27 protein-coding genes and 1 riboswitch are annotated in these 24,126 nt (G+C 45.8%); of the genes, 5 read left to right on the top strand and 22 right to left on the bottom strand.

Annotation, left to right across the window (positions count from 1 at the left end):
* The first annotated feature begins 76 nt into the window (after nucleotides 1-76).
* A complete protein-coding gene (locus AC0KUT_RS18725) occupies nucleotides 77-967 on the top strand; it encodes a LysR family transcriptional regulator (protein WP_488831931.1) in 891 nt (296 codons plus the stop codon).
* A 6-nt stretch (nucleotides 968-973) separates the two neighbouring features.
* On the opposite strand, the gene gdhA is transcribed toward AC0KUT_RS18725, so the two are convergent.
* The 9 genes from gdhA to moaA form a co-directional block, all read right to left on the bottom strand.
* On the bottom strand, nucleotides 974-2,320 hold the full coding sequence (gdhA, locus tag AC0KUT_RS18720; protein ID WP_488831929.1) for an NADP-specific glutamate dehydrogenase: 1,347 nt from the start codon (nucleotides 2,318-2,320) through the stop codon (nucleotides 974-976).
* Between the two features lie 28 nt (nucleotides 2,321-2,348).
* Complete coding sequence (rnk, locus tag AC0KUT_RS18715) at nucleotides 2,349-2,741, bottom strand: nucleoside diphosphate kinase regulator (protein ID WP_488831928.1); 393 nt, start codon at nucleotides 2,739-2,741, stop codon at nucleotides 2,349-2,351.
* A gap of 648 nt (nucleotides 2,742-3,389) precedes the next feature.
* Complete coding sequence (locus AC0KUT_RS18710) at nucleotides 3,390-4,073, bottom strand: TSCPD domain-containing protein (protein WP_488831926.1); 684 nt, start codon at nucleotides 4,071-4,073, stop codon at nucleotides 3,390-3,392.
* 12 nt (nucleotides 4,074-4,085) lie between these two features.
* Complete coding sequence (locus tag AC0KUT_RS18705) at nucleotides 4,086-6,242, bottom strand: adenosylcobalamin-dependent ribonucleoside-diphosphate reductase (protein ID WP_488831925.1); 2,157 nt, start codon at nucleotides 6,240-6,242, stop codon at nucleotides 4,086-4,088.
* A gap of 76 nt (nucleotides 6,243-6,318) precedes the next feature.
* Nucleotides 6,319-6,789, bottom strand: coding sequence for a molybdopterin synthase catalytic subunit MoaE (gene moaE / locus AC0KUT_RS18700; protein ID WP_488831924.1), 471 nt, complete (start codon nucleotides 6,787-6,789; stop codon nucleotides 6,319-6,321).
* A gap of 8 nt (nucleotides 6,790-6,797) precedes the next feature.
* Nucleotides 6,798-7,046 carry a MoaD/ThiS family protein gene (locus tag AC0KUT_RS18695; RefSeq protein WP_488831922.1) on the bottom strand — a complete coding sequence of 83 codons (249 nt, stop codon included), beginning with the start codon at nucleotides 7,044-7,046 and terminating at the stop codon, nucleotides 6,798-6,800.
* Complete coding sequence (gene moaC / locus AC0KUT_RS18690) at nucleotides 7,043-7,486, bottom strand: cyclic pyranopterin monophosphate synthase MoaC (protein ID WP_488835787.1); 444 nt, start codon at nucleotides 7,484-7,486, stop codon at nucleotides 7,043-7,045. The genes AC0KUT_RS18695 and moaC overlap by 4 nt, the downstream gene beginning before the upstream one ends.
* Nucleotides 7,487-7,593: 107 nt before the next feature.
* On the bottom strand, nucleotides 7,594-8,139 hold the full coding sequence (moaB, locus tag AC0KUT_RS18685) for a molybdenum cofactor biosynthesis protein B (RefSeq protein ID WP_488831920.1): 546 nt from the start codon (nucleotides 8,137-8,139) through the stop codon (nucleotides 7,594-7,596).
* A 25-nt stretch (nucleotides 8,140-8,164) separates the two neighbouring features.
* Nucleotides 8,165-9,151: a GTP 3',8-cyclase MoaA gene (gene moaA, locus AC0KUT_RS18680; RefSeq protein ID WP_488831919.1), complete on the bottom strand. Its 987-nt coding sequence runs from the start codon at nucleotides 9,149-9,151 to the stop codon at nucleotides 8,165-8,167.
* Nucleotides 9,140-9,267, bottom strand: a riboswitch (molybdenum cofactor riboswitch). Its footprint overlaps the gene before it by 12 nt.
* A gap of 153 nt (nucleotides 9,268-9,420) precedes the next feature.
* Here moaA and trhP point away from each other — a divergent pair.
* Both trhP and AC0KUT_RS18670 read left to right on the top strand, forming a co-directional pair.
* Nucleotides 9,421-10,782, top strand: a complete 1,362-nt coding sequence (trhP, locus tag AC0KUT_RS18675) for a prephenate-dependent tRNA uridine(34) hydroxylase TrhP (RefSeq protein WP_488831917.1) — start codon at nucleotides 9,421-9,423, stop codon at nucleotides 10,780-10,782.
* Between the two features lie 41 nt (nucleotides 10,783-10,823).
* Nucleotides 10,824-10,982 carry a 4Fe-4S dicluster domain-containing protein gene (locus AC0KUT_RS18670; RefSeq protein ID WP_488835785.1) on the top strand — a complete coding sequence of 53 codons (159 nt, stop codon included), beginning with the start codon at nucleotides 10,824-10,826 and terminating at the stop codon, nucleotides 10,980-10,982.
* An 18-nt stretch (nucleotides 10,983-11,000) separates the two neighbouring features.
* On the opposite strand, the gene AC0KUT_RS18665 is transcribed toward AC0KUT_RS18670, so the two are convergent.
* The 5 genes from AC0KUT_RS18665 to ubiU form a co-directional block, all read right to left on the bottom strand.
* Nucleotides 11,001-11,387 (bottom strand): putative zinc-binding protein, encoded by a 387-nt coding sequence (locus AC0KUT_RS18665; RefSeq protein WP_488831916.1) that lies wholly within the window; start codon nucleotides 11,385-11,387, stop codon nucleotides 11,001-11,003.
* A 104-nt stretch (nucleotides 11,388-11,491) separates the two neighbouring features.
* Nucleotides 11,492-12,748, bottom strand: coding sequence for an MFS transporter (locus AC0KUT_RS18660; RefSeq protein ID WP_488831915.1), 1,257 nt, complete (start codon nucleotides 12,746-12,748; stop codon nucleotides 11,492-11,494).
* A 146-nt stretch (nucleotides 12,749-12,894) separates the two neighbouring features.
* A complete protein-coding gene (mobA, locus tag AC0KUT_RS18655) occupies nucleotides 12,895-13,530 on the bottom strand; it encodes a molybdenum cofactor guanylyltransferase MobA (RefSeq protein ID WP_488831913.1) in 636 nt (211 codons plus the stop codon).
* On the bottom strand, nucleotides 13,530-14,423 hold the full coding sequence (locus tag AC0KUT_RS18650) for a U32 family peptidase (RefSeq protein ID WP_488831912.1): 894 nt from the start codon (nucleotides 14,421-14,423) through the stop codon (nucleotides 13,530-13,532). Before AC0KUT_RS18650 ends, mobA begins: the two co-directional genes overlap by 1 nt.
* An 18-nt stretch (nucleotides 14,424-14,441) precedes the next feature.
* Nucleotides 14,442-15,449, bottom strand: a complete 1,008-nt coding sequence (gene ubiU, locus AC0KUT_RS18645) for a ubiquinone anaerobic biosynthesis protein UbiU (protein WP_488831910.1) — start codon at nucleotides 15,447-15,449, stop codon at nucleotides 14,442-14,444.
* A gap of 99 nt (nucleotides 15,450-15,548) precedes the next feature.
* On the opposite strand from ubiU, the gene ubiT reads away from it, so the two are divergent.
* Entirely contained in the window at nucleotides 15,549-16,088 is a 540-nt protein-coding gene (gene ubiT, locus AC0KUT_RS18640; protein WP_488831909.1) for a ubiquinone anaerobic biosynthesis accessory factor UbiT, read from the top strand.
* Between the two features lie 84 nt (nucleotides 16,089-16,172).
* Here ubiT and nrdD read toward each other — a convergent pair whose 3' ends face one another.
* Nucleotides 16,173-18,017 (bottom strand): anaerobic ribonucleoside-triphosphate reductase, encoded by a 1,845-nt coding sequence (gene nrdD, locus AC0KUT_RS18635; RefSeq protein ID WP_488831908.1) that lies wholly within the window; start codon nucleotides 18,015-18,017, stop codon nucleotides 16,173-16,175.
* The gene (nrdG, locus tag AC0KUT_RS18630; RefSeq protein ID WP_488831907.1) at nucleotides 18,004-18,504 is read right to left on the bottom strand and encodes an anaerobic ribonucleoside-triphosphate reductase activating protein; all 501 of its coding nucleotides are present in this window, start codon (nucleotides 18,502-18,504) and stop codon (nucleotides 18,004-18,006) included. Before nrdG ends, nrdD begins: the two co-directional genes overlap by 14 nt.
* Nucleotides 18,505-18,843: 339 nt before the next feature.
* On the opposite strand from nrdG, the gene AC0KUT_RS18625 reads away from it, so the two are divergent.
* A complete protein-coding gene (locus AC0KUT_RS18625) occupies nucleotides 18,844-19,227 on the top strand; it encodes a ribonucleotide reductase subunit alpha (RefSeq protein WP_488831905.1) in 384 nt (127 codons plus the stop codon).
* Between the two features lie 37 nt (nucleotides 19,228-19,264).
* Here the strand turns inward: AC0KUT_RS18625 and AC0KUT_RS18620 are convergent, their stop codons facing one another.
* The 6 genes from AC0KUT_RS18620 to narH form a co-directional block, all read right to left on the bottom strand.
* Nucleotides 19,265-19,531: a hypothetical protein gene (locus AC0KUT_RS18620; RefSeq protein WP_488831904.1), complete on the bottom strand. Its 267-nt coding sequence runs from the start codon at nucleotides 19,529-19,531 to the stop codon at nucleotides 19,265-19,267.
* Nucleotides 19,532-19,534: 3 nt separating this feature from the next.
* Nucleotides 19,535-20,257, bottom strand: coding sequence for an iron-sulfur cluster repair protein YtfE (ytfE, locus tag AC0KUT_RS18615; RefSeq protein ID WP_488831903.1), 723 nt, complete (start codon nucleotides 20,255-20,257; stop codon nucleotides 19,535-19,537).
* Between the two features lie 46 nt (nucleotides 20,258-20,303).
* On the bottom strand, nucleotides 20,304-21,071 hold the full coding sequence (locus AC0KUT_RS18610) for a peptidylprolyl isomerase (RefSeq protein ID WP_488831902.1): 768 nt from the start codon (nucleotides 21,069-21,071) through the stop codon (nucleotides 20,304-20,306).
* Between the two features lie 72 nt (nucleotides 21,072-21,143).
* Nucleotides 21,144-21,833, bottom strand: coding sequence for a respiratory nitrate reductase subunit gamma (gene narI / locus AC0KUT_RS18605; RefSeq protein WP_488831900.1), 690 nt, complete (start codon nucleotides 21,831-21,833; stop codon nucleotides 21,144-21,146).
* Nucleotides 21,834-21,841: 8 nt separating this feature from the next.
* A complete protein-coding gene (gene narJ / locus AC0KUT_RS18600) occupies nucleotides 21,842-22,582 on the bottom strand; it encodes a nitrate reductase molybdenum cofactor assembly chaperone (protein WP_488831899.1) in 741 nt (246 codons plus the stop codon).
* Between the two features lie 5 nt (nucleotides 22,583-22,587).
* Nucleotides 22,588-24,123, bottom strand: coding sequence for a nitrate reductase subunit beta (narH, locus tag AC0KUT_RS18595; RefSeq protein WP_488831898.1), 1,536 nt, complete (start codon nucleotides 24,121-24,123; stop codon nucleotides 22,588-22,590).
* Nucleotides 24,124-24,126: the final 3 nt, after the last annotated feature.

Genomic DNA, 24,126 nt, shown 5'->3' with positions numbered 1-24,126 from the left:
TTCGTTTGAATCATTCATTTACCTATAAATAGATAAACGAAATCACTTGTAAGCATCATATTGATGTAGAATTATTTTGAATAATGAATTTAAATGCACTTTAGTATCAAAATTTTTGGTATATGAGATGGATATTGAACTTGCAAAAACGTTTTTAGACATTGTGCGATCTGGCAGCCTCATTGCCACAGGTGAGCGATTGCACATTACCCAAACTGCGGTTACTGCTCGTGTCAAAAATTTGGAAGCACAACTTGGTTGTCAGTTATTCGTGCGCAATCGTGCCGGCGCATCATTGACGGAGGAGGGTGAGCGATTTGTAACCTATGCCACCCAAATTGTTCAGCTTTGGGAAAAAGCAAAATTCGATGTGCCATTACCGGAAGAAAAAACAAAATCTATCGCTATTGGAGGCGAGTTGGCGTTATGGAATCCGTTATTACTAAATTGGATTGCAGAGCTGCGCTCCACACATAATTCATTGGCGATTCGGGTGGAAACGGGTGATGCCAGCACGTTAATTAATCGCGTTAATCATGGGGTCTTGGATATAGCCCTGGTATACCGACCAGAATATCTACCAGGATTAAAGATTGAATTATTGCTGGAGGAAAAATTAATTATGGTGGCAGCCGAAACGCCGGAACCTTATATCTATGTTGATTGGGGACCCGTATATGAACAACAACACGACTCAGCATTTCCAGGTAAACGTCGAACAGAACTAGCTATTGATTTCGGTTTACTTGCTCTGGAATATTTACTTCAGTATTCAGGTAGCGGTTATTTTCGTGCGCGTGTAGTACAGCGTTATATTGAAGAGAAAAAATTATTTCAGGTACCCAACGCGCCTGAGTTTACTTATCCAATTTATGCCATCTACCGAGACGATAGTGCGCCTGACACAGTTAACCAAGCGATTAACCATTTACGCACTATTGCCCAGCAGAAAATTATCTGGCGATAGACTCAGTTATATAACACCAAAAGCAATCATTGCATCCGCAACACGTTTAAAACCAACAACATTTGCGCCAATGACATAATTTCCTGGCGAATCATATTCCGCTGCAGTTTGATAACAGTTGTTATGGATATTTTGCATAATGACTTGTAAACGCTTTTCCGTATGCTCAAACGTCCAGGTATCGCGGCTTGCGTTTTGTTGCATTTCCAATGCTGAAGTAGCAACACCACCGGCATTGGCTGCTTTACCTGGTGCAAATGCAACACCCGCATCGATAAATATTTTGGCGCCGTCAGGGGTCACCGGCATGTTTGCCCCTTCGATCACGGCCTTACAACCATTGCTCACAAGAGTCGCTGCAGATGTTGCGTCTAACTCATTTTGAGTCGCGCAGGGAAAGGCCAAATCACAGGGAGCATCCCAAATATTTCCCGCTTCAACATAGGTAGCTTGTGGATGATATTTAATATAGGTACTTATTCTAGCGCGATCAATTTCTTTTAATTGTTTAATGGTGTCGAGATTCAAGCCTTTAGGGTCTGAAATAAAACCATTTGAATCAGAGCAGGCAACCACTGTTGCACCTAGCATTTGTAATTTTTCAATAGCATAAATAGCCACATTACCTGAACCCGAAACAACGCAGGTTTTTCCTTCCAATGAATCGCCACGCACTTTCAGCATTTCTTGCGCAAAATAAACAGCGCCATAACCAGTCGCTTCACGTCTTACCAACGCACCGCCCCACAGCGGGCTTTTACCGGTTAATACACCCGATTCATAGCGATTAGTAATGCGCTTGTACTGCCCAAACAAATAGCCAATCTCACGCGCGCCTACGCCGATATCGCCAGCAGGCACGTCAGTAAACTCACCAATATGGCGGTAAAGCTCCGTCATAAAACTTTGACAGAAACGCATCACTTCCGAATCGGATTTTCCTTTAGGATCAAAATCAGCGCCGCCTTTTGCACCACCAATAGGCATACCCGACAAAGCATTTTTAAAGGTTTGTTCAAAGCCCAAGAACTTAATAGTCCCTAAATGCACGGAAGGATGAAAACGCAACCCACCCTTATATGGCCCAAGCGTGCTATTAAACCCCACACGAAAACCACGATTTATTTGCACCTCACCTTGATCATCTTGCCAAGGCACACGAAAAATAATTTGGCGCTCAGGCTCGCAAATGCGTTCGATGATTTTTTGATCCATATATTCAGGGTGTTTATGCAGTACCGGCCCCAAGGTTTCGATAACTTCTTTTACTGCCTGATGAAATTCAAGCTCACCAAAGTTATGTTTCACCACATGCGCAAATATTTTTTCTAGCCGTTCATTAACCACTTTCATAACACACCCTCGGTGATTGAATTAAGATTTATAGTTTTTCTGCTTGAACAACGGTAACCACTTGCAGGTGCTTAATAGCACCGCCCGGCAAAGGCCAATCAATTTTTCCGCCCACTCTCAAACCAATAAGAGCACTTCCAATTGGAGAGAGAATGGAAATTTTCATTTCGTCAATGTTTGCTTCCTGTGGATACACCAAGCTAACAGTAGATTTTTCACCTGAACTCAAATCCAAAAATGTAACGCACGAATTCATTGCAACAACATCCGCAGGGAAATTCGCATCGCTCACAACGTCTGCACGGCCCAACTCATCTTCAAGCAGCTCTGCTGTTGCAGTTTGATACTTCTCCGTTAATGGAAGTAATCGCTGATAGTCGTGATCGGAAATAATAAGTGCACTGCTTTCTGCAATAGCCATTTTTTACCTCACCTAAAATTTAGACAAAAGAAAATCATTAGTCGCCTTAAATAGGCAACAAAATATAAGTGGAATTAATTGGAAGACCGAACAGGCGATTAAGTAATAATAAAAACTTAATCGCCTAAAATATGGAAGGCGCGAGCAACGTAATTTCGCTGCACCGCACTTGTTAAGATATGAGAAAAGAAAGGGCAATTATTCATAACTGAAACATACACTTTATTTTTCAGAGAGGCAAGCCTTAGAAATTCACTACGAACGACAAATTCAATGCAGTCGACAAACATTAAGCCCAACAGGAATAATACATTAGGATGGTTGGCTGTCTCATTGGATAAAAGCCAATAAAGAAGATCTAATTTACTTTTTCGAGTAACGCGGAGCCTAAAGGTATAAGCAGCGTCGAAAGTGGCAAAGTGGGGAGTGATGATTCATTAATGAGCCATCAAGGCGCTTATGACTCATTGTTTGCTGAGTAAATGCCTACCAGCACAGTGCTAATTTCTGGCCGCTATCTTTTACTTCAACCCATTAGTTTTTTGCGGGTTTTGTGGGTTTGTTCAATCGCTGTTTTCTATGACATAAAGCCCTTAAGAGGTAAGTGACGCTGAGAGCTATACATTGTGTTTTATTGCACTCAAAACATTAACCGCATTTTGAGTTGCCGCAACTCAAGCAGGTTTTACAGCCATCCATCACTATCACGGCTTTTGTGTGGCATTTAAGGCAGAGTTCTGCGCTTGAAGGGTATTCGCCAGCGGCGGTTATTAAGTTATGGCGTGCTTCATATTCTTGGCGCTTTTCTTCTAAAATAATTTTTTGATAATCGGGTAGTGATTCGGTTTTAATTAAACCAATGCTCTTCATGTGGGTTTCTATGGCGTCGCCAATTTCGGCCACCAAGGACGGCATAAAACGTCCGCCGGTTTTAAAGTAGCCACCCTGCGGATCAAATACTGCTTTTAATTCTGCAACTAAAAAAGTGGCATCACCGCCTTTTCTAAACACCGCCGAGATCACGCGGGTGAGTGCTACTACCCACTGAAAGTGCTCCATGTTTTTGGAGTTGATAAAAATTTCAAAAGGGCGGCGGGTTTCGTGATCCGAATCTCTATTGAGTATCACATCATTGATGGTGATATAGAGCGCATGATCTGAAAACGGCGTTTTGATTTTATAAGTCGCACCCACCAAAGTTTCTGGGCGATCAAAATTTTCGTCGATTATCTCTAAGCTGGGTACAGGTTCAATTGTGGGCACAATAACGGGCGTAGCAGCGGCTTTTACCGAAACGCCGACAATTTTTTGCGTAATTACTTTAACAGTCATGGTTTATTACCCTTAAAATTTTCCGTAGTAACCTTCTTTGATGGCGTCAAACAAATTAGCGGCAGTATGCAGCTCGCCGTCATACTCGACTGATTCATTGCCTTGCAGCTCCACTTGCGTGCCATCGGCCAGATCAAAACAATAGGTGGTATTGGCCAAGTCTTGTAATTTCACCAGCACGCCTTGAAATGCTTCGGGGTTGTAGCGAAAGGTGGTGCAACCTTTTAAGCCGCGCGCGTGGGCATACAAATAAATATCTTTAAAATCGTTAAAGGTAATATCGGTAGGTACATTAATGGTTTTAGAAATGGATGAATCAATCCATTTTTGCGCCGCCGCCTGCACATCTACATGTTGTTCAGGGGTAATTTGATCGCTCACAATAAAATATTCGGGCAAACCCACCTCGCCCGCTTTGGGGTAGGGCATGGCATTAGCATCGCAAAGGCTTCGGTAACGCAATAACTCGTAAGAAAATACATCTACTTTTTCTTTGCTTTTGCGTCCGGCGCGAATAATATTGCGTGAATAATGGTGAGCAAAACTCGGCTCAATACCGTTACTGGCATTGTTAGCTAAAGACAGCGCAATGGTGCCCGTAGGAGCGATAGAACTGTGATGAGTAAAGCGGCAGCCGTGTTGCGCAATCTCGGCGATTAATTCCGCATCTTCCTCGGCGATTAAATTCATGTAGTGGCTGTAGTGTGCGTGCAGCACCTTGCCTAATACTTTATCGCCCACTTTATAGTGCTCGGCTAATGCGGGTTGCTGGGTGAACATGGCGGCGGTGAGGGTAAACTCTTCATCAAAAATGGGCGCTGCGCCTTTCTCTTTTGCTAACGCCAAACCAGCGCGCCAACCCGCAAGTGCTAACTCCTTACTCACCTGCTCGGTAAAGGCCACCGAGGCGGGGCTGCCGTAGGGAATACCCAAGAGTGTAAGCGCTGAACCCAAACCCAAAAAGCCCATACCATGGCGACGTTTACGGCGCAGCTCGGCTTGCTGTTCAGCTAAGGCCAAGCCATTAATTTCCACCACGTTGTCGAGCATGCGAGTGAATATTGTGATCACACGCTTATAGGTTTCCCAATCGAAGCTGGCCTGTTCAGTAAAAGGTTGCTGCACAAAATGAGTTAAATTAATTGAACCTAATAAACAGCTGCCGTAGGGCGGTAAAGGTTGCTCACCGCAGGGATTGGTCGCGCGAATGGTTTCGCAAAACCAATTGTTATTCCACGCATTAACGCGGTCGATGAGAATAAAACCCGGCTCTGCAAAATCATAAGTCGAGCGCATAATTTCTTGCCATAATTTTTGCGCAGGCACGATTTGATAGACCTTGCACGCCACTTGCCCCTGCTCATTACGCACATATTTATCGCTAAGATACGCAAGGCTGCGCCAGACAATTTTGGTGCTGTCGGTGAGATGGGTATCGGTTTTTAAGTCGCGCTCGGTGATGGGGAATGACAGCGGCCAATCGGCATTATTTTTTACCGCAGCAATAAATTCATCGGTAATTAACAGCGATAAATTAAATTGCCGCAGACGGCCGTCTTCGCGCTTAGCGGCAATAAATTCGCTTGCATCTGGGTGATGCACATCGAAGGTGGCCATTTGCGCACCGCGTCTACCGCCTGCGGAGGAAATGGTAAAACACATCTTGTCGAAAATATCCATAAACGACAGCGGGCCCGATGTATTCGCACCTGCACCTGCCACATAAGCCCCCTTGGGGCGCAAGGTCGAAAATTCATAACCAATCCCGCAGCCGGCTTTTAAGGTTAAACCTGCCTCAAGATTTTTTTCCAAAATCCCGCGCATTGAATCCTCAATGGTGCCCGATACTGTGCAATTTATAGTGGAGGTGGCAGGTTTAAAAGCCTCAGCACCCGCATTAGAAATAACGCGCCCCGCCGGTATTGCGCCCATGCTGAGCGCCCATAAAAACTCCTTTTCCCAATGGGTTTGGCGTTTAGGTTCAACCTGCGCCAACGTTTTAGCAATGCGCTGCCAGGTATCGGTTACCGAGCCATCAACTGCCGCACCGCTGGCATCTTTTAAACGATATTTTTTATCCCAAATATCAAGCGAGGCGGCTTGTAATTCCGTAGCTTTTTGCTGATGAGCAAGCGAGTCAACCTCAGTAGTAGAATTGGGTTCGGTCATAGCAAAATCCTTGAAAAAATGTTGAATTAACATTGATGTTAGTAATTGTTCAGGCAGCTAATTGCTGCGCCAATACCTACCAACGCTGCGCTAATTGTTCGTCGCTATATTTTGCGGCAACCCAGTGGCTTTGTGTGGGTTGTTGTGGATCTAACTTCAGGCTTTCTTTTTTCCAAAAAGGCGCGCGGGTTTTTAACTGATCCATTAAAAATTGAGCAGATTCAAAGCCATTGGTGCGATGTGCACTGCTCACGCCGACAAATACAATTTGTTCGCCCGGTAATAATTTCCCGACCCGATGCACAATAGTGACGTGCAATAATTTCCAGCGCTCATGCGCTTGCGTGACTAATTCATTGAGTGCTTTTTCGGTCATGCTGGGGTAGTGCTCAAGAGTGAGATCAAGCAGTTGCTGTGGCGGTAAAAAATCGCGCACTAGGCCGCTGAACATTACCACCGCGCCACACTGGCCATCTCCCGCTTTGAGCAGTTGATACTCGTGGTTCAGATCAAAGTCTTGGTGTTGTACGCGCACACTGGCATTCATAAACTGTATTAACCTCCGGTGACCGGAGGGAAAAAAGCGACTTCATCACCATCGTTGATGGTAGTGGTGAGTTTGGCTATGGCATGATTAACGGCGATCAACCATTTTTTTTCGGCAAAAATACTATCCCACTGCGGGTGCTGTGTATTAATGATCTGTAAAAGTTGAGCGATTGTTTGTCCACTAAAGTTATCAATATTTAATTGCGCGCAATCTAAACGCTCACGCAGCTCTGCAAAAAAACACACACTTATCATATTGCCTCCTCTCGCAACCATTCGCCGGATTTACCGCCGGATTTTTTCTCTAAGAATATGCTGTTAATTTCCATGTGTTTATCCACTGCTTTGCACATGTCGTAAATAGTGAGCGCGGCAATACTCGCGGCGGTTAGCGCTTCCATCTCCACGCCTGTCTGCCCTGTAGTAACACAGGTGGCGCTAATAAAAATGGCGCCAACTGCTACATCACACTCAAAATCCACACTGACTTTTGATAAGGCGAGTGGGTGACATAGGGGAATTAAATCGGCAGTTTTTTTAGCGGCCATAATGCCCGCTACCCGTGCAACTGCGAGCACATCGCCCTTTTTTAAACCAGCATTGTTAATCAGTTCAATCACATCGGGGCGGGTGCTGATAACCGCACTCGCTACCGCACTTCGGCGGCTAGGTTGCTTATCGCTGATATCTACCATACAGGCCGCACCGGTAGGATCGAGATGGGTTAATACTGCAGGCAAAGATATTGCACTAGTCACAAGATGATTCCTGTTGTTTTAGCGTGAATGAATATTGTTGATCATTAAGCGCGTGAACCACACAGCGTGCGCTCGGTCTTTTTTAAATGTGGCACAAAGTTGCAAGGCCCTTGGGTTGAATCCAATTGGTATTTAATAATTTCATCCCACGCTGTTTTACAGGCGTTGGTAGAGCCGGGTAGGCAGAAAATTAAGGTGTTGTTTGCCAGCCCCGCAACCGCGCGCGACTGAATTGTTGAGGTACCTATATGGCGATAAGAAATCTGACGGAATAACTCTCCAAAACCTTCAACTTTTTTATCAAACAGCGGCGTTATTGCCTCGGGTGTTGAATCGCGCCCGGTAAAACCGGTGCCGCCGGTAATTAAAATTACTTGTATTGTTTCATCGGCAATCCACTGGGAGCATTGCGCACGAATTATATAGATATCGTCGATCACTAATGCGCGTGCGCCGAGTAGATGTGTACTTTGTTGCAAACGTCCTACTAAGGCATCGCCCGAGGTGTCATTAGCAAAGCTGCGGGTGTCAGATACAGTTAAAACCGCAATAGAAAGCGGCAGGGTTTGCTCGGTAGTATTATGGCTCATAGATGCCTCGCGGGGTCAGTGAGTGTTAGCCGCCAATCATGGCTAAATGGCGTGTAGCGCCAGTGGTTTGTTCGTGTAGATAATGGGTTGCTTTTTTCAGCGTTAAACGGTCCCGTAAAAATGCCATTAGGGGTTGTGGGTCATCACTGCCCAATAATTCGCGCATAGAGTGATGCTGCTCGGCAAACAAACACAAAAATAATTCGGCTTTGCTGGAAACGCGTAGGCGATTGCAGTCAGCGCAAAAGTCTTTGCTGTAGGGCATGATTAAACCCATAGAACCTAAATAATCGGGGTGGATAAATTCTTTGGCGGGGCCTGCGTGTTTACTGCGCAGTTTTTCCGTCCAGCCCTCAGTTAATAAGCGTGTGCGAATGGTGTCGCCGCTTAAATGCTGCTGGGAAAAAAATTCAGCGTTATCACCGGTGCGCATTAATTCAATAAAACGCAGGGTAATCGGGCGCTGTTTAATGAAATCTAAAAAGCTATCCAATTCCTGAGCATTTTGTTCGCGCAGCAATACGCTGTTAATTTTGACTTGCTTAAAACCTAATTCTTGCGCCTGTTCCAAGCCCGCCAAAATACTTTGCAACTTGCCGCTGCCGGTAATTAGCTTAAACATGTTTGGTCGCAAACTATCAATGCTCACATTGAGCGCATCAAGCCCTGCAGCGCGCCAATGCGCCACATCTTTTTCTAAGCGAAAACCATTGGTGGTGAGGGCAACGGATTCAATGCCGGGAGTGGTTTTGCAGATGCTAATAATGCCGCACAGATCGCGCCGCAGTGAGGGTTCACCACCGGTGATACGTATTTTTCTGGTACCGAGCAACGCAAAGGCTGCTACTAAACGACTAATTTCAATTAGGGTTAAATCGTCATTAGTGGAATAGCATTCGCTGCCATCGGGTAAGCAATAGGTGCAACGAAAATTACATTTTTCCGTGATCGATAAGCGCAGATAACTGAAGGCGCGCGCAAAGCTATCCTCTAGTGGTGATTCCACTTGCATAAAACACCTTTCCAAATGCGGGAGGCGTGTTCATTTCTAAACACACCCATTGGCTTACCACCATAGTCAGGATGACCTTAGGAATAACAACAGTAAGCTCGGCGTGTTTTTATAGTAGCGGGATTAGCTGTGCGGTGTAATTACCGTGAAGAGGTGCGCCATTTACCTCTTTAGGGGTAGTAGGTGGGGCATTTATGTTAGATCAAATACTCGGGCTTTTGCGGCGGTTAAAATGGGTATTTAGTTAATTTTGTAAGGTTACTTTTAATATGCAGAGCTACAGCACCGGTAATATCCTCATCAAACTTAAACGCCCAGAGCTGCTATCACCGGCAGGCAGTTTAAAGTCGATGCGCATGGCGTTTGCCTATGGTGCTGATGCCGTCTACGCGGGATTGCCGCGTTTGAGTTTGCGGGTGCGCAATAATGAATTTACCTTAAAGAATTTAGCCTTAGGGATTACAGAAGCGCACCAGCTCCATAAACAATTCTATGTGGTGGTCAATCTTATGCCCCACAACAGTAAAATTAATACCTTGGTGCAAGAGCTGGCACCGATTATTGCGCTTAGGCCGGATGCACTGATTGTGGCCGATCCGGGGGTGATTTTTTTATTGCGCGCAGCTTTTCCTGACATGCCCATGCATTTATCAGTGCAGGCTAATAGCATGAATTGGGCGGCGGTAAAATTTTGGCACACTCAGGGTATTACCCGAGTGATTTTATCGCGCGAGCTGGGTTTGCCTGAAATCGCCGAAATAAAACGGCGCTGCCCTGAAATGGAATTAGAAGTATTTGTACACGGCGCGCTCTGCATGGCGTATTCGGGGCGCTGTTTAATTTCTAACTATATGAATAAGCGCGACCCCAATCAGGGGGCTTGCACTAACGCGTGCCGTTGGTCCTATGAAGCCAAAGGCGAGTGTGCGGAGCAATCATTAATACAGTCCCCTGGGCTATCTTCGGCTTGTGCGCAGTCGCCAGCCAGTTTAACTATGTTGGTAACTAATCCCGATCAGCGGGGTGAAAACTATTTATTAGAAGAAGATGCGCAGGGCAGTTATCTGTTTAATTCAAAAGATTTACGCGCAGTGGCGTTGGTAGAAAAATTAATGGCGATTGGGGTGGATTCGTTAAAAATTGAGGGTCGCACAAAATCGCCCTACTATGTTGCGCGCACCGCGCAGGTGTATCGCAGTGCCATTGAGGATGCGGCCTTAGGTAAGGCGTTTAATCCGGAATTATTAACCGAGTTGGAGGGCCTTGCGAATCGTGGTTATACCGAAGGATTTTTGCGTCGCCATCAATTGCAAACCGAAGCTATGCAAAATTATACCCGTGGCCACAGTGAAGGGATGCAGCAAATCGTGGGTGAGCTTAGCCTAAGTGATGATCCTAATTTTTGGGCGGTTGAGGTAAAAAATTATTTCTCAGTGGGTGATGAGTTATTGTTAATGACTCCAGCGGGCAATCATAGATTTAAACTTGCACAATTATTCGATCAACAGCGTCTGCCAATTAGGTGCGCTCCTGGCTCTGGTCACAAGGTATATGTGCCTACCCTCACGCAAGTAATCATCGGCGATAATATTGCACAAACTATGTTGGTGCGATTGTTGGAGGCGACGTGAGTTTTGTTATTTGCATTGATGCGAGTTGCATTAATTGTGATATGTGTGTACCAAAATGTCCAGTTGAGGCGATAACTAAAGGCGCACTGCACTACGAAATAAATATACAAAATTGTGTGCAGTGTAAAGACTATTACGCGGCACCCACCTGTATTGAGGTTTGTCCGATCGGTTCAGTGAATATAATAAGGTTACAATAGAGAAGTTAAAATTTTTTGTTATCGGCGATGATTTGCATCCGTAGTAAGCAATAACTGGTGCGCTGCGGTTAATGCTTTGTACATATCGTTCGCGGTGCAATGAGCATGTTCTTTCTTCTGTAGACCCAAGGTGCTTAATTCTAAGTGCCAGCGCGGGGTGACTTGGTGTAGTGCGAGAGTGCGTTTTACACAGGCAATTTTGCAGCCATCGATGGCTAAAATGGGGCGATCTGATTGTGCGAGTTTAACCAGCCCTTTTACATTGCCGCCAACACCGGCAATACAGGACATTTGCGCGTGCTCTTCACGGTCTAATGTCACCGCTAAATCATTGGCCAGTTGCGCCACATTTGAACAACCTGAGCAGGAATAGACTAATGGTAAGTCGGTATTTTTGTTGGTCATGATTGTGTCCTGATACGTTTATACAATGGTAAAAATAAACTGTAAGCAGTATAAAAATGGCGAGCTTGTTGCGTTTGATCTGCATCAAGCTCTATTGAATAGCATTAATTTTGTTGCAGATTGCGTTGTAATTCTTGTTCGGCATGTACTGGGCGAACTTCGGTAAAGTACATCCACATTAATGATGTCCAGATGATGCCAAACATAAACATAAACGCAGATGAGCGCACGCCGGTTAAATCAACCAGTGCGCCAAATATAATCGGCAAAATAAAACCACCCAAGCCGCCCGCGAGACCGACAATGCCGGACACGACACCAATATTTTGCGGGTAATCATCAGCAATATATTTGAACACCGATGCCTTACCCACCGCAAAAGCTGTGCCCATGGCAAACATAATAATCGTGAAACTGGTTGCGCCCAAACCAAAGTGAAAACTCATTGGGCCGTTAATGGTGGTGATGACAATTTCAGTGGGTGGGTAAGAGAGAAAAAACAAACACACAAGTGATACCCAAAGTACCCACCAAGTGACTGTGTGAGCGCCAAATTTATCGGAGAAGTAGCCGCCCAATGTGCGCAGCATGCCACCGGGTAAACTAAATGCAACCGCCAGCAGTGCGGCCGTTTTTAAATCAAAACCATATTCGGTGATGTAGTATTTTGTCATCCATAGTGAGAGCGCCACATAGCCGCCAAACACAATGGAGTAATACTGGCTGTAGCGCCATACGCGCGGATCTTTCAACACCATGAGCTGTTGTTTAATGGTGACTTTGCTGGCTGCGCTGTGGGATTTATCGGTAAAACTGAAAAACCAAAATAGCATTGCGGTAATCAGCATTAGCACGGCGTAAACTTTGGGAACCATTGTCCAGCCATAAGCTACTACAAGCAGTGGTGCCACCAGTTTAGTTACTGCAGCACCGGTATTGCCTGCGCCAAAAATTCCCATCGCCAAACCTTGACGCTCTTTTTTAAACCAGCGTGCGCAATAGGCAATGCCAACGGTAAATGAGCCACCGGCAATCCCCACAAATAAACTCAATACTAAAAACTGCCAATAAACAGTAGCGTAAGAAATTAACCAGATGGGAATTACGGTGGCGAGCATTAAAATTAAAAATACTATTCTTCCGCCAAAGCGATCGGTCCACATGCCCATGGGTAATCGGATTAACGATCCGGTCAATACTGGCATGGAAATTAATAAACCAAATTCCGTTTCATTAAGTCCGAGTATTTCTTTGATGGGAATGCCGATAACCGCAAACATCATCCAAATCATAAAACAAATGGTAAATGAAAACGTACTGGCGATAACCACTGACCAGGCTTTGTATTCACTTTTTTCCATAACTATCTCCTAGCGATGCCAATAAGTTGCAGTGTGAGTATTATTAGGTGGGGCTCTTCACCAGAAGTTTACTAGGCTTGTTACGGCTGCGCGGTGGTTTGAATAGGTAGGCGCTACCCATAATGAGGTAGTCAAAAATGGCAGGTTTATTGTGCGATTATTGAATGTGCAGTAAGTAAATCTTGCAGAGTGTTGACGTTATAAAATGCGTGTTGATCGGCGTTGGAAAAATCAACCGACGTTGCGCCCAATAAACGCAATACATCTTGCATTCGGTACTTTTTATTTGCGCGTAAAATGGCATCCAACTGCGGTAGCAGTGCAACATTCCACAGGGCAATCACATAGTGTTGTTGATGGTTGTGTTGCGCGACGTAAATGGAATGTTCGCTGTGTTGTGCTGCGTGTAACAATTGCTTGTATAAATCCGCAGGGATAAATGGCGTATCGGAAGCAACACTGAGCAACCAGCGCGCAGTGGGATAATGCGTGCGCATGTACTGCATGCTACTGGCGATACCCGCAAGTGGCCCCAGAAAATCGCGGTATGTGTCTTCAACGACATGAATTTGCGCAGGATCAATGTGCGATTGGGTAAAAATAGCCTCGCGCAGTGTTGAGCCAGGTGCGACATTTAAAATGATGTCATCCACTTGTGGGGCAAGTCGGGTTAATAGGGCATCGATGATGCGCGCTTTGCCTAAAGGGCAGAGGCATTTCGGTTCGCCACCCATTCTGCTTGAGCGACCACCGGCCAGCACCACGGCAATGGTTTGGTCCATTAATCTGCTCCGCTGCTGGCGATGATTAATGCTTTGCCCGCTTGGTCATGCCAAAAACCATTGCAGTCAGGTTTTTGTAGCGGAAACAGGGTTGGGTTTTGTATTTGCTGTTGAAAACGTTCGAGCCATACAAAAGTGCCATTGGCTTGCGGGCTTAAACGAATAATATCCACGCTATTGTGCAGCGCTGGTAAATCGTTAATGAGATTGTGGCGATAACCGGATTGGGTTTGAATACCATTCAAGGTAAATAATATCTCGCCCTCCTGACTGGTTACGGTGCGCCCCGCCGGATATTTATTGCAGCATAAATCGCATTGGTCTTTGGGTTTTCCCTCGGCGCGCGCGGTAAAACAGCGCGCCGACCAAGCGAGCGGCATGTGGCCAAAGGCAAATAACTCAGTAGTAAAACATTCGCGCACATCGTTTATTTCGCTGCTGGCCAACATGGCATTGATCCAGCGCAGCGGTAACTCCACCGGAATTACCCAGCGCTGCATGCCCATTTTCATTAAGTAGCGCAAACTGTGTTGGTTGTAACAGTTGAGTGTATTGCCTGCTACAAACGGCAGCCCTCGCTCATTTAGCAAACCTACAGCGCCCACATCATTGGCTTCAATTAAAAAATCGCCATTGTCGCAATAGCGGTTCAGCTCGCGTAAATCGGCGGGAGATTCCAGTAGTGTCATGCTGGAGAGTACAACTTCTTTACCGGCCTCGCGCAATTGGTGGGCAATGGCGAGGTAATCTTCCAAACGCAATTCGCGTCGCTTGGGGCATACAGTCTCACCTAAATAAATAATATCCACTGTGGATTCAGCGGCAGAGCGATAAAAATCCAATACGCTATTTTTATCCCAAAAATATAAAATTGGGCCGAGTGAAAATTTCATAATCGCAACCTTTTACTTTTATCGCCACTGCCGCTCATAGGCGCCCAGTGTAGTTTGGCTACCTTCGGCCAGTTGCGCGAGGGCAGCTTGCCATTCTGCTTTCACTAAAAATTTTTCAGGGTCGGCGCGGCAGCAATCAATCGCTGCACGCCATGCACGGGTAACCTGCGCGACATAGGCGGCGCTGCGCTGACGCCCTTCAATTTTTAATGAGCGAATTCCCAGTGCTAACAATTCGGGCAGCAGCTCCATGGTATTTAAACTGGTTGGTTCTTCTAATGCGTGATAAGGCGCTTTTTCGGGTTCATCCGTTAGATTAAAGCGACCTTTACAAAGTGTGGGATAGCCTGCCGTTTCAGTTGTACCAAAACGATCAATTAATACATCGTTCAAACGCGAGGTTAAAACACCGTCAGTATTTTCCCAGCGCACAAATTCAGCCGGTGAGCAGGCGCCAGCCGTATTGGGCGATTGGCCCGTTAAATATGAACTTAAATAGCAGCGCCCCTCGGCCATAATGCACAGGCTACCAAAAGCAAAAACCTCTAAGGGGGTAGTGCAGGAACGAGCAATATTTTTTACTTGCGCGAGTGACAGTACGCGCGGCAAAACCACCCGCTGCACATTAAATTGCTGCGCGTAAAAATCTATCGCGGCGGCATTGGTGGCCGAGGCCTGCACCGACAAGTGTAATTCCGCGTGGGGGTAGCGCTCACTCGCGTAATGTAAAATACTCAGGTCGGCAATAATTAATGCATCAACGCCGCAGGCGATAGCTTCATCCACTGCCGCCGTCCAGTCGTCCCAGCTATCGGGGTGGGCAAAGGTATTAATCGCCACATGGACTTTGCAGCCATGTTGATGCGCATAAATCACCGCTTCTTTTAATTTCAGTGCATCTAAATTGAGCCCCACAAAATGGCGCGCATTAGTATTGTTGCGCAAGCCGACATAAACAGCGTCAGCACCATTTTCGATAGCGGCTTTCAGAGCGGGAATATTTCCGGCGGGGCATAAAAGTTCCATCACCTACCTCCAAAGGTTTATAGCCAGCATTCACCTGCCTTGTCATCATATGAAATGCGAGTTGTGCAATAGCCATATTGTCGATCATGAGGTAACAAAATGTTATACCAACAAAGGGTAAATAAAGAGGTAGAGCGGCTGACACACCAAACCGCAGAAGCATTATCGAAAGTGCTGGTGCATAAGCTGCCATGGGTGATGAGCTGGCTCGCACGCAAGTCGCCGAATGTGTTGCAGCAATATGCGTTACAGCGGTCACTGAACTATGCCTTTAAAAAGAATAGTGCGGCGGGTGAGTTGGATTTCTTTAATGACAAGCATCTAACCATTGCCATTACCGATATAGACCTTGAGTTCACCCTAACTTATCGCGCGCGCACGTTGCTAGTAAGTGCAACACGTCCTCATGTCGATGTGCGTTTTGCAGCCAGCAGTTATGATTTGTTATTAATCGCCACGCAAAAACTCGATCCCGACATGTTGTTTTTTCAGCGCCGTTTAGAAATGAGTGGCGATACAGAATTGGGTTTGGGCATTAAAAATCTCTTGGCGAGCATTGAGTTGCCACAACAAGTGAATGTGCGCCTTGCGCGTGCGCTCTTACAGTTTGCGGACATGGTGGAGCAGTATCGCATTTAGGTTTGATGTAGATATAAAAAACTGCACACCGGCTAAGGGGCGCCGGGTGCAGAAATTGAGGATGAGTTTTTTAGAATTATAGAGTTACGCGCTGAGTGCGACAATTTCGGTATAAGTGCGATTGATTGTGACGGCAGCTTCGACCGGTTTGTTTTTTTGTAAATGATAGTGACGCAGTTTGTGCTCTTTACGGCGCCCAGCGCTAAATGAGGAGATACGTTTTAGGTAGCCAATCACCCGTGTGCCATAGTCAACATCGCTTGAGTTGCAGACTGAACACTGGTGTAGGGTGCGTTTATCGATGTGCTCACAGCTGTTGCAAATAGTAATTTTTACGTTGATACAAAAATAATTGCAGCCGGTTTTAGCGGCAATATTAATCAGACGAGTATAGGCTTCAGCGGTTAAGGCCTCGTCCAAATTCAAGTGCAGGGCGGAGCCACCATCCAAATAATCAATCAGCTCTCTGCCATGTAACTTAAATTTATCCAGTGGGTTGGTCATTTCATCTTCCACTACATAAAAATAGGAGTTGTAACAATCGCGGTTAACCTTATAGCCATCGGCTTTATCCCACTTCGCATTTTTAATGCCGAGGTTCTCGGCAGGTACAAATTCAGTATTAAATAGATAGCCGTATTCTGTTTTTGCGGCGCGGTTGGCGTTGTAGATTACCTTTAAATGCGCTTGTACAAAGGCGATATAGTCGGGGTTGTTGCTCGCTTTAATACCGTGAAATTCAGCGGCCTCGGCCATGCCATTAATGCCGATTGTGAGAAATTGTTTTTCCAAGCTGATAAAACCGGCGGAGTAAACATTTAACATGCCCGCCGCTAAATACTCTTCCATTAGCGTGCGATAGGCCACTTGATAGCAGTGAATTTTTTTCACCTCCGCTAATAAATCGCGCCCATCTTGCACCAGCCGGTTCATATTGATAGTGATGACGTTAATGGAGCCGGTGGCAACTCCGCCTGCGCCGAGGGTGTAAGAAAAGGTGTGGTCGCTAATTTCGTTGCGCAGGCGACAGCAGGAGGCAAGTGAATCGGCGTTGTCGGACAAGTACATAAAAAATGCACTGCCTTGTGATAATTGTGTGCCAATCTCTTCGGCAAAGGCTTGGTCTTTGCACTGCCCTTTATCGGTCAGCATAGCGACTGTCACCACGGGGAAGGTCAATAATGTTTTGCTGCGTTCGGCATTAAACCAACTCATAAAAAATTGTTGCAGCGGCGCCACTGTGTGCCAGTTGGCTTTACTAAAGTCAGGGAAGACAAAGCTGCCAAACATAGAATCAAAATAATGTTGATCGTAAATAGAGATATTCCAAAACACACTTTGATAACCGCGCGCCGCCGCCGGTTGGTTGAGCGCATAAACCACATGCTGCAAATGGTTTTCAATCACTTTGGTATGGGTGGTTAAATAATCATCGCCAAAATCACGCCGCGCAAAATAATCAAAGTAGGTTAAAAACTCTACCGTGGCGATCGCTCCTGCAAACTGCGCGCTCACCGCAAAAACAAAATTGACAAAGGTGCCACAAAAAGATTCTAAATGCTGTGGTGCTTTAGATTCGCCGCCGAGCTTGGTTAATCCATCTAATAAAAACGGGTACATGGTGAGAGAGGCGCAGTAGGGCTTTAAGCTGGTTTCATCGTGCACATAGATTTCGTGCTGTTCAATTTGGCGAATATATTCTCTGCCCATCGGCTCGCCAAATAACTCGCTGATTTTGCGGCTGACTTGCGAGCGATTCACCTGAATAAAAAAGTCTTTCATCATTTCCGCTTCTAGTGTCGCCATATTTTTTTGCGTCACATTGGCGTTGGCATCCATTGCGGAGCCATCGGCGGCGTTTTCAGCCTGCAAGTAATTTTCAATAAATTGTAATTTTGCATCGAGCTGTTCGGGATTAAGTCGTAGCATGAGTTGCTCCTTGTAGTGACGCCTGTGCGGGTTTATGAAACTTATGATTTAATAATTGTTGGTTGCGTAAATCGATAAAGAGTTGATTGGTATTTGGGTTGTCCAAACCGCCGCGTGCCATATCCCATGCTCCGGTTTTTAAATAAGTCAGGTGTGGTAGCAGGCGCGAGTTAACCGATTCAAAACCACTATAAAGGCAGGTGTGCAATTGTTCGGCCCGCGCCATTTCTAAAAAAGGCAGTAATAATTCTGGCTGCCACTCGCCACCTAAAAACAACACACAACTAATTAGCCCGCGATAATCGACCAAACGCTGCGCAAAATACGTTTGGCTTAATTGCTCGCCCACGTTGGCATTGCGGTACTCACTACTATGGCAACCTTCACAGCGCAGCGGGCAACCGGTAATGGTGTAGGCCAAGGCCGTTTCGCCGGGCACCTCTTGCCAGACAATTTGCTCATTAATGTAATTCAGATAATTCTGCATAAACCACCACATGTAGTGTTATTTTTTATATTAAATCTATATGTTGTGTAGGTTAGGCTCTGGAATTAGCCTTGTGAATACCCCTAATGGGGTAATTGGCCGTATTTGTGAACTGCAGCGTAGGTTGTGAGTGGTGTACCAGGGGTGCAGTTGCCATGCTAAGCCTGTAGTAACCAATAACTTTGCAGGAACAACTAGGGCTTAGGTATTGGGTAGGGTTTAGGTATTGGGCTGGTATTACACCTTTGTAGGTATTTAATTCGGCGCAGCGATTGCGTAAATTGCACTTATGTTGAGTAGTTATTAAATAAATACTGGCGATTAATTCAGAGGCAATTTATGGAAACGTTTGATGATTTTTTAGCAGTCGCGCGCGCGCAAACCGATGCGCAGCGTATTTTATTGGTGTTTACCCAAATTGATGATGTGGCAGAAGGTGGGGCAACCGAGGGCGGTTTTTTAACCCCCAAAATGTGCGTCGATAAAACGCCGAACGAAATTACTTCGTTTCAGGATTTAATCGCCGAGGCGAGTAATACTGGGCAGGAATGGTCCATCGTATTTGTTGCGAGCCTCGCAGGAAAAGGCGACCATGTACCCAGCAGTGAAGACGCAAACAAACCGCTCGATGCCATGATCGCCGGTATCAACACTGGCATGGTGCACAATTATTTGGTGTTTGATAAAAGTGGTGACATTCTTAGCTTAACCACGCAGGAATAGATTTTATTGTATGAGCTTTGATAGCTGTCTCCTTGCCTTAGAGGATTTTATTAAGCTGTAATACCTTATAAATTTTTTTACCCGAGCGCGCCAGCTTTTGAATGTCTCCTAAACTGGGCGTTTCACCTAAGGTAAGCTGGGTTTCCCAGTATTCCACTTCTTGTTCCAAATATTCCAATAATTTTTTTGAGCAGCCAATACACAATCCGGCACAGACTCGCACATCATTCATTTCATCAAAAGGGATGGCGCGGCGAATGTCTTGCGTTAAGTTGCGCATTGCATCTACCGTGTTGGCTTTCATGGGTTAGCCACCGCAGCCGCTGGTTTTTCCCTGGGCTTGAATGCGATAGAAATCTTCTTCCAGCTTGCTGAATAACACATTATTTTCCAGATGGATGTGCTCCACCAGTTCTTGTTTTAATTTATCCAACCCTAAATAGAGTGCACGCCAGGTATTGCAGGCGCCGAGTGGCGGTTTGATATTATTGGTTAGACGATCCAGTTCCTGCAGCGCGGCACCATGGTCGTCGTGTTCGTGACGCATCACGCTAATGGGGCCAAGCACGATGGTGCCAGAACCCTGTTTGATCATGGGGAAGAGAATGTTTTCTTCTTTTTGCATGTGCGCTTCTAGTTCTTGCGCCATGTGTGTTAAGTGCGCCGTTAAACCCGTGGGGCATTCTTCTTTGTTGCCGTGTACCCGCTCCACTTTTTCAGCTAAACGAATGAGTTCGGGTAAGTCTAGGCGGTGTACAGCGTGATAATTTTCTAAAATATAATCAATTAGTTCGTGCAGCGGCATGGTTTCAGTGGCAGGCAGTTGTGTACCCGTAACTAAACTTAATAGGCGCTGCTCAAGTTGCTGAGCATTGATATTTTTTTGTTCTGCGGCGGTGCGCAAACTTTTATTGCCGCCACAGCAAAAATCCAACTCCATTTCATGAAACACTGCGGTAGCGCCGGGAATATTGCGTGCTAATTGTCCTAGGCTGCGCTCAAGTAAATCATTGGTGCTGGGTTGAGCCATGATTCTATCCTCGGTGATTATTGCTAAGTGATTACTGCTTCAATGGTTATTGCATCAAGGGTGAAGCGGCGACACTAAAATCATAACCCTCGATTTTTGCATCGCTAATCAGGTTTTGAATATATTGTGCAATCGCTTTGTGACGTACGCGCTCTTGTAAAAAATCGGCAATTTTTTCTTTTACATCATCAAACTGCAGTGCATGCCCTGGAGTGATACGGCCGACTTTAATGATGTGATAACCGTAGCGGCTCTCGATAGGTTGGTGATGTAAACCCACGGGCAACAATAATAATTGCCGTTCAAATTCGGGAACCGTTTGCCCTCGACTGATCACACCTAAATCACCGCCTTCGGCTTTAGACGGGCAGTCGGAGTGCGCAAGTGCTAATTGTGCAAAGTCTTGCCCGAGTTGTAATTTAATCAGCAACGCTTCGGCATCTTGTTTGGCGGTAATGCGCGCGCTTTCATCGGTTGGGTCCGCCGCACATAAAATATGTTGCAGTTCAATTAGGGGTGAGCTGGTGAAGCGTTTTGCATTGGTTAAAAAATAATGCTGACACTCTTGCTCGCCAGCTCTGGGCAGATTCACTTCTTGAGCAAACAACGCTTCTAGAAAGTCATCATCCGAGGCGGCACTGTCATCGCTGCCGACAACTAACCCCAGCTCAGCAGCGCGCTGACGCAGCAATTCGCTAATAATTAAACTCTCGGCCGCTTTCATCATCGCATTTCGCTGGGTATCGGCAGGGTGATATTGCATTTCAGTGAGTATGTGTTGTTCAGTAATGGTGGCTTGATTAACGTTAATCATGCTGTGCTCCGCTGCTATAGGCGCTGGTTATACCGTTATGCAAATTAAATGTTGTGAGTTAAAAGCCGGGCATTAATGCCAAGCTTTTTTGCGCACGATTTGATAATTGCGTCCAAGATATTTAACTGGAACACTAAATACATGCACTAAACGGCTAAACGGAAACACCACAAACAAACTCATGCCTAAAAACACATGCAGTTTATAAATCCAGTGTACCGGTGCAATGGCAGCGCTGGCTTGTGTTGGATCAAAGGTCACAATGTTTTGCGCCCAGCTCATCAACAGCAACATTTCGGCGCCGTCCATATGGTTGGCTGATACAAATATCGAACCTAAACCTAATATTAATTGCACATAAAGCAGCAGCAATACTGCTATGTCCATGCTGCTACTGGTGGCACGCACACGCGGATTAAATAAACGGCGACGCAATAAAATGCTGAGACCGATAAAACAAATAACTCCAAAAATACCGCCGAGCGTCATGGCGATAATTTGTTTATGGTGGGCGTGAATGCCGAGCAAATGCCACAGTTCTACCGGGGTTAATAGGCCGACAAAATGCCCCATTAATACCACTATGACGCCGATATGAAATAAACGGCTGCCGGTTTTTAATTGTTTGCTTTCGAGTAATTGGCTGGAGCTGGCCTTCCAAGTGTACTGCTCACGGTCATAGCGAATCCAACTGGCAATAAAACAAATAACCAGTGCAAGGTATGGATAGAGACCAAACAAAAAGGTGTTGAGATAGTTCATAACGGCTCCTATACCTGTGCGCTTGGTTGTTGGTTAAGTAATTCATCGACGTTGAGAAATTCGACATGATCTTTACTTTGTTGGGCGCTCGGGCGAGCGGTGCTGGTGCCGCAGGCCTCGGCATTTTTTTCTGCACCAAAATTCACCACCTCATCTTCCCAGACTTTATCCAGCGCTTCTGGGGTGTCATCGCGTTTTTCATTTTCTAGTTGGCTGTGCAGTTCATCAAGATTGACTTCGACGCCCGACAATAAAATAAGGCAATGAAATAATCCGGCATAAGGGTTGTCGCGTTTTTCCAAGCGGCAGGCGAGTACCGCTAAAATTGGCGCAACTTCTTCCAAGCCAATGCGCGCATTTTCTTCGCCTTGGGTAGATAGAAATTCCAAGTACAGCGGTAAATAATCGGGTAATTCTTTTACACCTATATCAAGCCCTGCATCGCGATACTGTTGTTGCAGATTTACCATAGCTTGCCCCCGGTCGCGCGATTCGCCGTGAATATGCTCAAATAAATGTAATGACAGAGCGCGACCACGTTCAAACTGGCTGTCATAGTTTGATTGTAAATCGAGCAGCGATTGACAGCTAAAATGCGCGATAAATCGCTGCAACTGTTGTTGGTTTTTTTCCGGTATCTGCAGGTCTTGTGTCGCTTGTTGGATTACCTGTTGCACTTCGGCTATTAATTCAGGCGAATTGTTTTCTGGGTAATCCATTAACAGTGAAAGTACGGATAAAATTTTCATGGCGATTACTCCTGAATTGATACGGGGATGACTTGACGAACCCCTTTAGCTTTAGTGCCGAATAAGCTCACGTCATTATTGCCATCGCCACAACCGTTGCCAAAGCTAAAGCCACAGCTGCTTTTTAAGTCGTAGGCATTTTCGGCGTAAGCGCGATGACTGGTCGGAATCACAAAGCGATCTTCGTAATTGGCAATCGCCATATAGCGATACATTTCTTCAACGGTATTTACATCAAGCCCCACTTGTTTGAGCACTTCTATATCTTGTATGCCATCAACATGTTTACTGCGCATATAAGCGCGCATGGCAATCATGCGTTCGAGTGCATGCACAATCGGTTTTTCATCGCCTGCAGTTAATAAGTTGGCGAGATAACGCAGTGGAATACGCAAGGATTTCAAATCAGGTATTTCACCGTTCATGCCTACATGACCGGCTTGCGCGGCATTTTGAATAGGCGACAGTGGTGGGATATACCAAACCATAGGCAGGGTGCGATATTCCGGATGCAGTGGCAGTGCCACTTGCCATTCCACCGCCATTTTATAAACCGGTGAGCGCTGTGCAGCTTCAATCCACGCTTGTGGTATACCTTCCGCTTGCGCGGCAGCAATCACACCTGGGTCATTAGGGTCGAGGAAAATATCCAATTGCGCTTGATACAAATCTTGTTCGCTCGCCACTGAGGCCGCTTCTTGAATACGATCTGCATCGTATAAAAGCACACCTAAATAACGGATACGACCAACACAGGTTTCTGAACAAACCGTAGGTTGACCCGCTTCAATACGTGGATAACAGAAAGTACATTTTTCTGATTTTCCGCTCTTCCAGTTGTAATAGATTTTTTTGTAAGGGCAGCCAGATACACACATGCGCCAGCCGCGACATTTGTCTTGGTCGATCAATACAATGCCGTCTTCGTCGCGTTTATAAATTGCACCCGATGGGCAAGAAGCCACACAGGCAGGATTCAAACAGTGTTCGCACAGACGTGGCAAATACATCAAAAAGGTTTTTTCAAATTGACCGTAAATATCTTTTTGCACAACATCGTCAAAGTTTTTATCTTTTTTGCGTTTTTCAAATTCGGTGCCTAGAATTTCTTCCCAGTTTGGGCCCCAATTAATTTTTTCCATGCGCTGCCCAGTAATTAATGAGCGCGGGCGCGCGGTGGGTTGGTGCTCGGTATTGCCAGCGGTATGCAGGTGCTGATAATCAAAATCAAAGGGCTCGTAGTAGTCGTCAATTTCCGGTAAATCGGGGTTGGCAAAAATATTCGCGAGTACACGTAACTTGCCACCGATGCGCGGCGTTAGTTTTCCGTCGGCGCTGCGCTGCCAGCCGCCTTTCCATTTGTCTTGGTTTTCCCACTCTTTAGGAAAACCAATGCCGGGTTTGGTTTCAACGTTATTGAACCATGCGTACTCCACGCCTTCGCGTGAAGTCCACACATTTTTGCAAGTGATCGAGCAGGTGTGACAACCAATACATTTGTCTAGATTTAACACCATGCCTATTTGGGCGCGAACTTTCATAGC

Source organism: Cellvibrio sp. 25HG11W-0 (assembly GCF_057815475.1).
Note: the sequence above shows the minus strand (reverse complement) of the source record. Positions and strands in the feature narration are given on the sequence as shown.

Excerpts from the sequence above, each read along its gene's own strand:
- gdhA (WP_488831929.1), bottom strand. The coding sequence starts at position 2,320 with ATGAAAGTGGTTAATGAACGGCTAGAAAAAATATTTGCGCATGTGGTG.
- rnk (WP_488831928.1), bottom strand. The coding sequence starts at position 2,741 with ATGGCTATTGCAGAAAGCAGTGCACTTATTATTTCCGATCACGACTAT.
- AC0KUT_RS18710 (WP_488831926.1), bottom strand. The coding sequence starts at position 4,073 with ATGACTGTTAAAGTAATTACGCAAAAAATTGTCGGCGTTTCGGTAAAA.
- AC0KUT_RS18705 (WP_488831925.1), bottom strand. The coding sequence starts at position 6,242 with ATGACCGAACCCAATTCTACTACTGAGGTTGACTCGCTTGCTCATCAG.
- moaE (WP_488831924.1), bottom strand. The coding sequence starts at position 6,789 with ATGAATGCCAGTGTGCGCGTACAACACCAAGACTTTGATCTGAACCAC.
- AC0KUT_RS18695 (WP_488831922.1), bottom strand. The coding sequence starts at position 7,046 with ATGATAAGTGTGTGTTTTTTTGCAGAGCTGCGTGAGCGTTTAGATTGC.
- moaC (WP_488835787.1), bottom strand. The coding sequence starts at position 7,486 with ATGGTAGATATCAGCGATAAGCAACCTAGCCGCCGAAGTGCGGTAGCG.
- moaB (WP_488831920.1), bottom strand. The coding sequence starts at position 8,139 with ATGAGCCATAATACTACCGAGCAAACCCTGCCGCTTTCTATTGCGGTT.
- moaA (WP_488831919.1), bottom strand. The coding sequence starts at position 9,151 with ATGCAAGTGGAATCACCACTAGAGGATAGCTTTGCGCGCGCCTTCAGT.
- trhP (WP_488831917.1), top strand. The coding sequence starts at position 9,421 with ATGCAGAGCTACAGCACCGGTAATATCCTCATCAAACTTAAACGCCCA.
- AC0KUT_RS18670 (WP_488835785.1), top strand. The coding sequence starts at position 10,824 with ATGTGTGTACCAAAATGTCCAGTTGAGGCGATAACTAAAGGCGCACTG.
- AC0KUT_RS18665 (WP_488831916.1), bottom strand. The coding sequence starts at position 11,387 with ATGACCAACAAAAATACCGACTTACCATTAGTCTATTCCTGCTCAGGT.
- AC0KUT_RS18660 (WP_488831915.1), bottom strand. The coding sequence starts at position 12,748 with ATGGAAAAAAGTGAATACAAAGCCTGGTCAGTGGTTATCGCCAGTACG.
- mobA (WP_488831913.1), bottom strand. The coding sequence starts at position 13,530 with ATGGACCAAACCATTGCCGTGGTGCTGGCCGGTGGTCGCTCAAGCAGA.
- AC0KUT_RS18650 (WP_488831912.1), bottom strand. The coding sequence starts at position 14,423 with ATGAAATTTTCACTCGGCCCAATTTTATATTTTTGGGATAAAAATAGC.
- ubiU (WP_488831910.1), bottom strand. The coding sequence starts at position 15,449 with ATGGAACTTTTATGCCCCGCCGGAAATATTCCCGCTCTGAAAGCCGCT.
- ubiT (WP_488831909.1), top strand. The coding sequence starts at position 15,549 with ATGTTATACCAACAAAGGGTAAATAAAGAGGTAGAGCGGCTGACACAC.
- nrdD (WP_488831908.1), bottom strand. The coding sequence starts at position 18,017 with ATGCTACGACTTAATCCCGAACAGCTCGATGCAAAATTACAATTTATT.
- nrdG (WP_488831907.1), bottom strand. The coding sequence starts at position 18,504 with ATGCAGAATTATCTGAATTACATTAATGAGCAAATTGTCTGGCAAGAG.
- AC0KUT_RS18625 (WP_488831905.1), top strand. The coding sequence starts at position 18,844 with ATGGAAACGTTTGATGATTTTTTAGCAGTCGCGCGCGCGCAAACCGAT.
- AC0KUT_RS18620 (WP_488831904.1), bottom strand. The coding sequence starts at position 19,531 with ATGAAAGCCAACACGGTAGATGCAATGCGCAACTTAACGCAAGACATT.
- ytfE (WP_488831903.1), bottom strand. The coding sequence starts at position 20,257 with ATGGCTCAACCCAGCACCAATGATTTACTTGAGCGCAGCCTAGGACAA.
- AC0KUT_RS18610 (WP_488831902.1), bottom strand. The coding sequence starts at position 21,071 with ATGATTAACGTTAATCAAGCCACCATTACTGAACAACACATACTCACT.
- narI (WP_488831900.1), bottom strand. The coding sequence starts at position 21,833 with ATGAACTATCTCAACACCTTTTTGTTTGGTCTCTATCCATACCTTGCA.
- narJ (WP_488831899.1), bottom strand. The coding sequence starts at position 22,582 with ATGAAAATTTTATCCGTACTTTCACTGTTAATGGATTACCCAGAAAAC.
- narH (WP_488831898.1), bottom strand. The coding sequence starts at position 24,123 with ATGAAAGTTCGCGCCCAAATAGGCATGGTGTTAAATCTAGACAAATGT.